An 11,290-nucleotide genomic window follows, 5' to 3' on the forward strand; every position below is an offset into this window, starting at 1 on the left:
TCCTTCCCCTTTTGACTGTTTTGCTTTTTTAACCAACACTTATCCGCAATTGTCGCCCTTAAATTAGACAAATTCTCTTGCGAATTTATAAGAGGGGCGTATCATAGTGGGTAAATAATAAAGGAAGTGGAAACATGCGCTATATTACTGCCGCCTTCTGGTGTGCACTGTTTGGTGAAGTTCTTGGTTACTTGGTCGGACAAATGACCGGCGTAACTTTCAACCCAGGTGTGACAGCTCTCGTAACGATTATCGTTGGTGAAGCTGCCCTCATCTTGGTCCCTGCCTTGTCAGATTCTGCAGAAGCAGAAAAGGCAGACAACCAAGCCTAAAACACCAACAGCTTGCTTTAAAAAAGACTAGGAAAATTCCTAGTCTTTTTTGTTGCCATTAATTTTGATGATTAGCGGGCTAAATTATGTGTCTTACTTTGACTCGGCTGCCTTGGTCAAGATACCCAACAAAACATCTGTTGCCTGTTCCATCACCTGCTTGGACACGAATTCGTAACGACCGTGCATGTTTTCACCACCGGCAAAAAGATTTGGCGTTGGCAAACCTAAGAAGGTAATCTTTGAGCCATCCGTTCCGCCTCGAGCCGGTTGTGTATCCGGCTCGATACCCAAATCCGTCATAGCATCATTGGCATATTGGACAACTTCTTGGTGATCCTTCAAAAGATCACCCATGTTGTAATATTGGTCTTTCAGGGTCAAGGCCACGCGGTCTTTGTGCAAATCCTGATTAAGCTGGTCAGCGATTTGGACCATCGTTTTCTTACGATTTTCAAACTTTTCCCGATCGTGATCACGGATAATGTAAGTTAACGTAGCTTCTTCTGGTGTTCCTGCCATATCAATCAAATGATAGAAACCTTCACGTCCCTCTGTCTTTTCAGGCCGGTCATGCTCAGGCAATGCGTTATGAAAATCAATCCCAACTTGGATGGCGTTGACCATTGCACCCTTGGCGGTACCAGGATGAACGTTTTGACCGGTAATCACAATCTCAGCCTGGGCAGCATTGAAGGTTTCCCACTCCAATTCGCCTAATGGGCCACCATCAACCGTGTAGGCAAAATCAGCATCAAAGGCAGCGACATCAAAATGATTAGCGCCAATACCGATTTCCTCATCCGGACCAAAGGCAAAGCGAACGGGACCGTGTTTTACTTCTGGGTGGGCCAACAAATATTCGGCCAATGCGATGATTTCAGCCACACCTGATTTGTCATCAGAACCAAGCAAGGTGGTCCCATCCGTTGTAATCAAATCATGGCCTTGATAGTTCCTAAGATGTGGGAAGACTTCTGGATCCAACTTATAGCCAGACGTTCCCAATTCCAAAACAGAGTGGCCGTCGTAGTTATCAACCTCTTGTGGGTTCACATGATCACTTTCAAAATCAGCCGTGTCCACGTGGGAAATAAAGCCAATCTTCGTTCCCTGACCAGCTGGCAAATTTGAAGGCAATTCAGCAAAGAGATAACCATCCTTCATCGTACGGACGTTTTCCAAGCCGATTTCCTTTAACTCAACGGCCAAATCCTTTAAAAACTGAACTTCTTTTGCTGATGATGGAATCGTCTGACTCTCTTCATCAGACCGAGTATCAACTTTGACATAACGTAAGAAACGAGACACTAACTGTGGGTACTTCTCAGACATGCAAAACCTCCTGCTTGCAAACAGACCTAAAAATAGGTGTAGGGATCAGTATTCTTCTGGCTAGCCGTCACCGGCAGTTGCCAAGCAAACCATTCTTGAACTTTTTTGGCCATTGGTTCTTTGGCCAAGGCTTCCATATGGTGGTCCGGGTCTAACACGGCAAAATCAGCAGCCAGTATATCATGACCAACATGGTAGTACAAATCAGCGGTCAAGTAAAGGTCAGCGCCAGCTTCTTGCGCCTTTTTCCAAAACTTACCACCATCGCCACCTAGAACTGCCACCCGTTTGACGACTTTATTCGCATCATTAGCAATCAAACGCACAGCATCAACCTGGCAAACAGCCTTGACCTGTTTAGCAAAATCAGCCATGGTCATGGCGACCTTTAACTCACCAATCCGCCCCATCCCAGGTTGATCACCTTCACCTGGTAACAGCGGTATCTGATTTTCAATACCAAATGCCTGGCACAACCAATCATTCAGACCACCAGCAGCGGCATCCAAATTGGTATGAGAGGCATAAATCACAATATTATTTTTAATCGCAAGTGCATACATCGCATTTTGAGGGTTTGATAAATCAAGGTTCTTTGCAGGCCGAAACATGGCTTCGTGATGAGCCCAGATAAAATCAGCCCCTAAATCGATGGCCTCCTGGACAACTTCTGGTCGCACATCCAACGTGGTCAGAACGCGATGGATTTTTTGTTCCGGTTGGCCAATTTGTAACCCGGTTGGGTCGCCCGGCTCGGCTAGCGACTTCGGGGCAAAGCCCTCAATTTGTTCAATCAATTCACTTGCTTTGACCATCAAAAACCTCCTGGTTAATAAAGTTCAGCTTTTCTTGTAAGTTCACGTACTTTTTGCTACCCTTTTGTTGGGCACTTTCCAATCGTGACAAGACTCCAGCTGCTCGATTGCGTTCCTGTTCCCACTTGGCCAAGAAAACTGGATCTTTTGCCTGAAGGAGCTTGGGACCAAATGTCCACTCAGCCTGGGTCAGCTCCTGTTGACCAGGAACAGCCACAATGATTTCATAGCGGTGGTGCCCTTCTTGCACAATCTTTTCTTGATCAATTCGGTACCCATTTTTACTTAACCAAAGCCGAACCGCCGCTTGATCGGTGTTTGGTTGCAAAATCAACTGGTTAAACGGCCCCTGATTTTGACCAGCGGTTAAAATTTTTTCAATCAACAAACCACCCATTCCGGCAATGACAACCGTTTCGATTTGGTCATCCGGTTCAATCGCAGCTAAACCGTCCGCTAACCGGCAAGTCACCCGGTCAGACAAACCATAAGTCGCCACCGTATGGATGGCGTTCTCGAGTGGCCCCTGCGCAACCTCGCCCACCAAGGCAAACTCACTCTTTTTTTCCAATAGCAGAGCCGCTGCTAAATAAGCATGGTCTGACCCAATATCAGCCACGCGCGCCTGGTCATTCACCAAATCTTTTACTGCGGCTAACCGCGGGCTCAATTTAATTGCTGTCATAAGCAATTCCTTTCTCAATTAAACAATTATTTCTTGTGTCAGCACAAGCTAACTAGCAAAAAGGAGCCACAAATTTTTTGCGCTCCATAAAAAATCATGATAAAAGCTTTTTCACCGGCTCAAAAGTCCGCCGGTGGATCGGCGTTGGACCTAATTCCGCTAGACCCGAAAGGTGCTTAGCCGTCCCATAACCAGCATTATGAGCAAAGTCATAACCCGGATATTCTCGACCATAGTCAGCCATCATTTGGTCACGGGTAACCTTAGCCAAAATACTGGCAGCGCCAATCGAGTTTGAACGAGCATCCCCCTTAATCAGCGATTGCTGTGGTAAATCCGTGTCAATCGTCATGGCATCCACCAGTAAATAGTCGGCCTTTGGCTGCAGCTGCTCCACTGCTTCCTTCATCGCTAACCGACTGGCCTGATAGATATTGACCTCGTCAATCACTTGCGCATTAACCACGCCAATGCCGTAAGCAATGGCCTCGTCCTTAATCGCCTGAACATATTCTAGGCGGTGTTTTTCGCTCACCTGCTTTGAATCAATCACACCATACTGATCAAAGTCCTTCGGTAAGATCACTGCCGCAGCCACAACCGGGCCCGCTAATGGTCCCCGGCCGACCTCATCAACACCGGCGATATTTTGGTAACCAGCTGCCCACAGTGGCTCTTCTAAGGCAAAGCGCGACAAAAAAGCCGCCTTTTGCTCGGCTAATTTTTTCTGCCGTCGATCAAAAGCCAAAATGGCTGCCTGAACACCTTTTCGGTCATCCAACCGCCAAGTTGCCAAGCGTGAATCATCTGATGCAGCTTCTTTTAAAGCCGCTTTAATGCTCGCAATCGTTTCACTCATGAATTAAATCTAGTGTATACGTACCCAACTTTCCTTGACGTAGATCATTTAAAACACGGACCACCGCCTTATCGTAATCGTCCTTGAAGCCCAACTTGGCCGTAATGGCTAAGAGGATATCAACATCAGACATTGTTGTAAAGGCATCGTCAGCCAAGTGATAGCGGTCAATGATGGCCTGTGGCCGGTAGTCCCGGAAGAAGGCAATCAAAGACAGCACCGCGTCATCCTTGGCGAAAAGCGTATCCTTCACCGCTCCACTCAAGGCCAAGCGGAGACCGATTTGTTGGTCTTCAAACTTAGGCCACAAGACCCCTGGGGAATCCAAAATTTCCAGCCCCGCTGGTGTCTTGAGCCAAGCAATCTTCTTCGTGACGCCCGGCTTATTAGCCGTTGGTGCCACATTCTTTTGAACCAGGTGGTTCAGCAAGGTTGACTTACCAACGTTTGGGATCCCTGCGAGCATTGCTCGAATAGGACGGTTCTCAATCCCACGCTTCTCCTGAGCCTTAATTTTGTCGGCCAAAACAGCCTTAGCAGCTTTCGTCATGGTCTGAGGTGTCTTTGGACTCCGTGTATCTAAGACGACCACACTCAGGCCTTCTTTTTCAAAGTGTTCCTTCCAAGCCTTGGTCTGTTTTGAATCGGCTAAATCAGCCTTGGTTAAAACTAACAGTCTCGGCTTATCACCAATCAATTTATCCACTTCTGGATTACGTGATGACGCCGGTAAGCGGGCATCGACCAGTTCAAAAACGATGTCTACCAAGTTTAAGTTTTCGCGCATCAAGCGAAAGGCCTTGGCCATGTGGCCAGGGTACCATTGTATTAATTGTCCCATGGACTTTCCTTCCTATCTTTCTCTTAGCGCGAAGCCTGGTACTCGGACCAAGCCTCATCAAAAATCGTCATCGACATTAAATAGCTCGCTGAACCTTCCAAGTAATTTGAAAGCTCGTCAAAGTCCGTCGACTGTTTTGGAAAACTTTGGTCTAAAAAGGCGTTGTTAGCAAATTGTTGAATCTCGGTTGCTGCAACCGGATTGCGGTTGGTCATTAACCAACCATAAAAAGTTCGTGACTTACTGGACACTAGTATCTACCTCTGCAAATTTAAAAATTCCATTCTGGACATCAATCTGCTTAGCTTGATAAGCTGTTTGACCGTCCTGAGTTAATTGTGACAAATCCAAAGTAATTTGACCCTGACTCGGTTGAATGGCCACACCAGCTGGTGCCACATTTTGCTTCAGTAGGTAACCAAGAGCTGCCTTCGCTGGGACATCCAGTGAATTAACCTTGGCCTTCTTAACGGTCAAAACCACGTTCCCATCACTTGTAACCTTCGGTGTCATCGTCAGTTGTCCCTTTAAACTCGAACTCGTGCTGGTTGCAACAATATTCTGACCATCAAGGTTCACCTGATAATGACTATTTTGCAGTTCGGACTGAATCATATCGTTGACTTCGTCTTTTGTAAACGACTTAGTTGCTAATACTTTCTTTGAACCAGTCAACTGGTCACTGCCTGACTTTTTTGTGCTAACCGTTGGCCCTGTTTGGTTGGCCAGGTTGCTGTAAGCAACGCCTGCCCCTGCTCCCAAAACAACCACAATCCCGGCAATTGTTAAAATAACTATCTTACCTTTTTTCACTTAGTATCAACTCTTTCTTTATTCTGCTTCATAGAGAATGGCCAAAGCGCCCATCCCCGTGTGAGTCGAGATAATTGGTGTTGCCACTGACAAAAGAATGTCAATGTCTGGCCAAATGGCATTTAAGCGTTGGACCATTGCTTCGGCCTCATCCTTGATGCCGGTATAAGTTACCCCAATCGCCTTCATCTGCTTATAGCCCTTCATTTGCTCGATTACGCTCTCGTTGAAGGCCTTAATGGTCTTTAATCCGCGACCCTTAACCACGACATCCACTTTACCTTCCTCATCAACCTTAGCACCGACCTTAATATTCAAGAGATTACCAATCAAGCCCTGTGTCTTTGATAAGCGACCACCAGCAACCATATTGTCAAGTGAGCGGAATGACAAGAAAATGTATGTTTGGTCTCGCGCAGTTTCCGCCACCTTCAAAACCTCTTCCAGGCTCTGACCAGCTTGTGCTGCTTTGGCTGCTGCCAAGACAACAAACGCTTCAGAGCGGTCAGCACTCAACGTATCAAAAGCATGGACATCAGCTTTTGTTAAGGCGTTTGCCTGAGCGGCCGCATTTACCGTCCCGGATAAGCCAGATGACAGGTGCAAAGATAAGACGGCTGCATCGGGATCTTCTTGATAGCATTGATCGTAAACTTCTTTAAAGGCCCCAATTGAAGGCTGTGAAGTCTGTGGCAATTGGTCGCTTTCTTGCATCTTTTCCAAGAATTCTTCAGCTGAAATGGTCACCCCATCTTGATAAATTGTGCCATCAATCTGCACGGTCAATGGGACAACTTTAATTTGGTACTGGTCAATTTCTGCCTGAGTTAACTTAGCGGCTGAATCCGTTACAATCTGTACTTTAGCCATGGAATCGTCTCCTACTTACTTCCGTTTATATGTTAAAAAGGTTAATTGATAGTCGCCATCAACAGCCTCTTGTTGCGCTGTTAACGTGAACTGGTCCAAATCAATTGGACTGACAAAAGTGTCCCCATCAAAGTCCCCTCTGACCTTTGTGACAATTAAGTCCGTCGCCATTGGCATTAATGCTGTAAAGACTTGAGCCCCACCGGCAACCGTCACGACGTGTCCCTGGCTGATTTCATCATCAATCAAGGCTTGTAAATCTGCTAGAGAATGAACCACGGCAACCTCTTCAAAGCCGGGATCAAAATCAACTTGTCGAGTTAAAACAACCGTTTTCCGTTTTGGTAATGGACGACCAATGGCTGCCCATGTCGCACGGCCCATTACCATGGTAGAACCGACTGTTTCTTTTTTAAAGTGTTTTAAGTCCGATGGAATCGACCATGGTAAATCGCCATCTTTACCGATTGCATGGCGGTCATCTTCCGCCCAAACCATTTTAACTGTTGCCATATGTCTGCTCCTCTACAAGGGTGGTCAAGGCCTCTTTGGTATTGTCCACCTGGCCTAAGACGACTGCCTGTTCCATCTTCTTTAATACCACACCTAAATCAGGACCCGGCTGCGCCAAGCCGGCCGCAATCAAGTCCCCACCACTTAAAGCAAGGTCCTTCATTGAATAAATTGGCAGGCTATCATATGTCTTTTGAATGCGCTCCGTCACACTTTGGTCAACCCCCATGATTGTCAGCGTTTCAAGTAACGTCCTCACATAAGCATTGTGCTCATAAATTGCCCACCGGTCAATTTGATTGACATTGGCTAATAGCGGTCCAACAGCCAGCACGGTCTGCATCACCTCTTTCGACAATTTCCACTGCCGTAGCTGCGATTGCAAGGTCGGTCCATCAAAACCCTGTTGCCCTAAATACAAAGCCCAGACAACTTGTTCACTTTGCGGTTGTTTTCTTTCCAGCTGATTCGCAACCCTTAAAACATCGGCTTCCGTCATCAAGCCGGTTTCCCCTGGTAAATAAGGTAAGAGTCCAGCTTCAACTAAGATTTTCAAAGCTGACCCAGCGGCCAACCCCTGCAACATTTTCTCAAATTCAACTCGAATGCGCTCAACGGCGATTTTAGCTAAATTCGGTCCTAATTCCACCAAGGCAGCTAAAGTTTGATCTTCAATTTGAAAATCTAATTGCGCAGCAAAACGCAGGGCACGCATCATTCGCAAAGCGTCCTCTGTAAAACGTTCTTTTGCTAAACCGACCGCCCTGATTTGTCGGTTGGCCAAATCAGTCAGGCCGTCAAAATAATCAATCACTTGACCGTCTTCATCAAGGGCAAAGGCATTAATGGTAAAGTCTCGGCGCTTCAAGTCCTCACTCAATGACCGCACAAACGCAACCTGATCAGGTCGACGAAAATCTGTATAAGTGGATTCCGTCCGGAAGGTCGTAATTTCATAACCTTCACCGTGATCTAAGACCATAACGGTACCGTGTTGGATACCGGTATCGACCGTCTTTTTAAAAATCTTTTTAATTTCTTCTGGGTAGGCAGAAGAAGCAATATCCACGTCGTGAATTGGCTTTCCTAAAATAATGTCGCGAACACAACCGCCAACAAAATAAGCTTGAAAGCCGGCCCGGTTGATCTGCTTTAGAATCGGCTTGGCAGCCGTCAATTCACTTGGTAACAGTTCAAGCTTCATCGCCACCTCCTTCTAATCATTTACTATTCATCTAATCTTAGCAAGATTTTACCCTGAATGCACGAAACAAAGGGATTCCCATTCATTTTTTTAATCAAGCGACAGGTCAGCCAAACGGTCGGCTAATTCAAAGTTGTCTGGATCGAGATCAACAGCCTTTTCTAAGGCAGTCAGTTCCTCTTTTCGTCGACCAACTTCGTGATACCAATCAGCGAGGTCGTGCCAAAAATCAGGATCCGCCGGGTAATCAACCTGCGCAGCCTGCCATTGTTCCGCTGCCTTGTCTTCTTCTTCCTTGGCATGGTAAGCCCGCGCCAAGTCCCAGCTAAAGCGTGGGTCAACTAAGTCTAATTCTTGGGCTGCACCAATGGTTTCAATGACGGCATCGTAGTCGTGCCGAGCCAAATAGAGGTCAGCTAAAGCACTATAAGTTGCTAAGTCCTGGTCATCTAGGGCAAGCGCCTGATTGAAATCTTCTTTCGCCTGGTCGTACTGACCCAATTTAAAGGCTAAGAGCCCGGCTTGGCGATACAAAACCGGGTTAGTTTGATCATACGACAGCCCCAAACGATAAGTCTTTTCCGCTTGGTCAAGGTCATTAATCCGTTCATAGAGTTGTCCAAGAAGTGGGTAAACAGAAGTGTACTGTGGGTCTGCCGCCAAAATATCTTCAAAGAGTGGTAAGGCATCCTCGTCAGCCTTCTTCTCGACATACAAGAAAGCCAGTTGGAACTTGGTGTCAATCGTCAAGTCAATCGGCTTAATCTGTTCAAGGTAGGCAATGGCGTTATCCACGTTTCCAATTGCTGCATAGGCCGTTCCAATTCGAGCAGCCATATCAACCTTAGCAATCCGTCTTTGACCGGCTAACAAGAGTTGGCGATAACCGCGAATAGCCTGGTGGTACTGACCGGTCGTAAAGTAAAATTCAGCCAAGGCAAAGGTTACCACCGGCTCATCGGGTGCCAGCTGTGATGCCTTTTCCAGGGCATATTCTGCCGACTCACTTAAACCTTCTGATTGATACAAGTCCGCTTTAACCAGCAAGGCTTGCAAATAGGCCGGCGAATTCTCTGAAATTTGGGCTAAGTAGTCCTGCGCCAAATCCAAGTCGTTTTCTTCAATCGCTAATTCCGCCAAAGCCGTCTTCAAGTCACCCTCATCAGGATATTTGGCCAGCAGGTGTAAGTAAGCTTTCTTGGACTCTTCGACAAAACCAATGGCATAGAGATCTTCAGCCAGTGAATAAACCAAATCATCTTCATCTTCGGCTAGTGATTTTTGAAAGGCTTTCTGTGCTTGGTCCATTTGTCCCAAGCGAATAGCAGCCATCATTTCTTCTGCATAATTAGTCAATTTTTTAATCGCCTTTCCAAACGCTTTTTGCGTAAATGTTCTCTTCTATTTTACTAAATCAGCCTTTGAAACACAAAAAGCCTTCTTTGTAAAATAATAGTAATACTCAAATAGACCAATTTGTGTTATTATTGTCTGGAGCTTTTTCATAAGCAATTTCTGGGAACTAGATAAATTCTAAAAGGAGGTCTTCAGGATGTACTCATTAACAAAAAAGCGTTGGCAAGCAATTCACAATCGAGATGCAGACTATAACGGTAGCTTTATCTACGGTGTCACAACCGATAAGCGGGTTTGTTGTCCCTCATGCGTCCATGGTAGTGAAACCCACCCTGAAGATATTCAAATTTTCAAAACAAATGACGAAGCATTATTTGAGGGCTTCCGCCCCTGCTCTGATTGTCAACCATTTGGCGAACTATCCGATAAGGCTGATTTAGTCTTCCGGGTGAAAGAATACCTGTCAGCCAATTATAAGAATCGAATTACACTCGAGTCCTTGAGCGAAGACTTTTCTGTCTCATCCGGTATCCTACACCGAGCCTTTATGACCGTAGCCGAAGAGAGCCCACAAAGCTATCTTCTACGAGTGCGGATGTTCCATGCCAAGAAGCTACTTAAAGATGGCAAAGACTCTGTTGCCCTCGTTGGCCTCAAGGTTGGCATCCCCAACCTCTCATACTTCAACACCGTCTTCAAGCAAGAAGCCGGTGTGACGGCCGTTCAATACCGCAAGCAAAGCAAATAAACTTGCCAATCCAAGTTCATTAAGATACAGTAGACAGCGAAACCAACTTTCGCTGTTTTTTTGTACAAGGAGGAACTAGATGTTTAACGATTTGAACAAAAAGGTTGCCGTGATTACCGGCGGCTCAAAGGGTATTGGTAACGCGATCGCGTTGCGCTTTGCTCAAGAAAAGATGAACGTTGTCATTAACTACCATTCTGACGAAGCCGGGGCACAAGCGGCAGTCGACGAGATTCGAGAAAATGGTGGCGATGCTGTTGCCGTCAAGGCTGACGTTTCAACTGAAACCGGCGTCAAGGCCCTTTTACAGGCTGCGATTGATAACTTTGGCGGTTTGGATGTTTGGGTCAACAATGCCGGAATGGAAATTCAAACACCAACCCACAAAATCACACTTGAGGAATGGAATAAAGTCATTGGCATTAACATGACCGGTGTGTTCCTTGGGGCAAAGGAAGCCCTCAACTACTGGTTGGACAATGACCGGACTGGTAACATCATCAATATGTCTTCCGTCCACCAACAAATTCCTTGGCCAACCTTTGCTTCCTATGCAACTGCTAAGGGTGGCGTCAAGCTCTTTACCGAAACGATAGCCATGGAATATGCGCCAAAGGGTATTCGCGTCAACAATATCGCTCCCGGTGCCATTAACACACCGATTAATGCGGAAAAATTTGCCGACAAGGCCCAATACGAGCAAACGCAATCAATGATTCCAATGTTAAAGATTGGCGATCCCGAAGATGTGGCCGATGCCGCCGTTTGGCTAGCATCCAATCAAGCCAAGTACGTGACTGGTACGACCCTCTTTGTTGATGGGGGGATGACCCTTTATGCTGCCTTCCAAGATGGTAAGGGATAATTTTTAAAAAGCATACTAAAAGGAGTTCTTCTACTTAGGAGAACTCCTTTTTTC

14 protein-coding genes are annotated in these 11,290 nt (G+C 46.2%); 3 read left to right on the forward strand and 11 right to left on the reverse strand.

The annotated features are described in order from the left end of the window. Positions 1-134 precede the first annotated feature (134 nt). Positions 135-332: a YjzD family protein gene (locus AABI20_RS07110; RefSeq protein WP_047974442.1), complete on the forward strand. Its 198-nt coding sequence runs from the start codon at positions 135-137 to the stop codon at positions 330-332. 93 nt (positions 333-425) lie between these two features. Here the strand turns inward: AABI20_RS07110 and pepT are convergent, their stop codons facing one another. The 11 genes from pepT to AABI20_RS07165 form a co-directional block, all read right to left on the reverse strand. Continuing rightward, positions 426-1,667: a peptidase T gene (gene pepT / locus AABI20_RS07115; protein ID WP_338347298.1), complete on the reverse strand. Its 1,242-nt coding sequence runs from the start codon at positions 1,665-1,667 to the stop codon at positions 426-428. Positions 1,668-1,693: 26 nt separating this feature from the next. Continuing rightward, on the reverse strand, positions 1,694-2,482 hold the full coding sequence (locus tag AABI20_RS07120) for a Nif3-like dinuclear metal center hexameric protein (protein WP_288846141.1): 789 nt from the start codon (positions 2,480-2,482) through the stop codon (positions 1,694-1,696). Continuing rightward, positions 2,466-3,167, reverse strand: coding sequence for a tRNA (adenine(22)-N(1))-methyltransferase (locus tag AABI20_RS07125; RefSeq protein WP_288846140.1), 702 nt, complete (start codon positions 3,165-3,167; stop codon positions 2,466-2,468). Before AABI20_RS07125 ends, AABI20_RS07120 begins: the two co-directional genes overlap by 17 nt. Positions 3,168-3,261: 94 nt before the next feature. Next, complete coding sequence (locus AABI20_RS07130) at positions 3,262-4,026, reverse strand: ribonuclease HII (RefSeq protein WP_338347299.1); 765 nt, start codon at positions 4,024-4,026, stop codon at positions 3,262-3,264. Further along, the gene (gene ylqF, locus AABI20_RS07135; protein WP_338347300.1) at positions 4,019-4,867 is read right to left on the reverse strand and encodes a ribosome biogenesis GTPase YlqF; all 849 of its coding nucleotides are present in this window, start codon (positions 4,865-4,867) and stop codon (positions 4,019-4,021) included. The genes AABI20_RS07130 and ylqF overlap by 8 nt, the downstream gene beginning before the upstream one ends. A gap of 23 nt (positions 4,868-4,890) precedes the next feature. Then, a complete protein-coding gene (locus AABI20_RS07140; RefSeq protein WP_082131872.1) occupies positions 4,891-5,118 on the reverse strand; it encodes a YozE family protein in 228 nt (75 codons plus the stop codon). Further along, positions 5,108-5,680 (reverse strand): DUF2140 family protein, encoded by a 573-nt coding sequence (locus AABI20_RS07145; RefSeq protein WP_288846137.1) that lies wholly within the window; start codon positions 5,678-5,680, stop codon positions 5,108-5,110. The genes AABI20_RS07140 and AABI20_RS07145 overlap by 11 nt, the downstream gene beginning before the upstream one ends. 18 nt (positions 5,681-5,698) lie before the next feature. Next, complete coding sequence (locus AABI20_RS07150; RefSeq protein WP_338347301.1) at positions 5,699-6,550, reverse strand: DegV family protein; 852 nt, start codon at positions 6,548-6,550, stop codon at positions 5,699-5,701. A 15-nt stretch (positions 6,551-6,565) separates the two neighbouring features. Next, positions 6,566-7,063: a dihydrofolate reductase gene (locus AABI20_RS07155; protein WP_338347303.1), complete on the reverse strand. Its 498-nt coding sequence runs from the start codon at positions 7,061-7,063 to the stop codon at positions 6,566-6,568. After that, positions 7,050-8,267, reverse strand: coding sequence for a CCA tRNA nucleotidyltransferase (locus AABI20_RS07160; RefSeq protein WP_288846134.1), 1,218 nt, complete (start codon positions 8,265-8,267; stop codon positions 7,050-7,052). Before AABI20_RS07160 ends, AABI20_RS07155 begins: the two co-directional genes overlap by 14 nt. A 90-nt stretch (positions 8,268-8,357) precedes the next feature. Then, the gene (locus AABI20_RS07165; RefSeq protein ID WP_338347304.1) at positions 8,358-9,623 is read right to left on the reverse strand and encodes a tetratricopeptide repeat protein; all 1,266 of its coding nucleotides are present in this window, start codon (positions 9,621-9,623) and stop codon (positions 8,358-8,360) included. Positions 9,624-9,819: 196 nt separating this feature from the next. On the opposite strand from AABI20_RS07165, the gene AABI20_RS07170 reads away from it, so the two are divergent. Continuing rightward, positions 9,820-10,371, forward strand: a complete 552-nt coding sequence (locus AABI20_RS07170; protein ID WP_047974452.1) for an Ada metal-binding domain-containing protein — start codon at positions 9,820-9,822, stop codon at positions 10,369-10,371. A 79-nt stretch (positions 10,372-10,450) separates the two neighbouring features. Next, on the forward strand, positions 10,451-11,236 hold the full coding sequence (locus AABI20_RS07175) for a glucose-1-dehydrogenase (protein WP_338347305.1): 786 nt from the start codon (positions 10,451-10,453) through the stop codon (positions 11,234-11,236). Positions 11,237-11,290 lie beyond the last annotated feature (54 nt).

It is taken from the genome of Fructobacillus cardui (assembly GCF_963580785.1).
Classification (GTDB): Bacteria; Bacillota; Bacilli; order Lactobacillales; family Lactobacillaceae; genus Fructobacillus; species Fructobacillus cardui.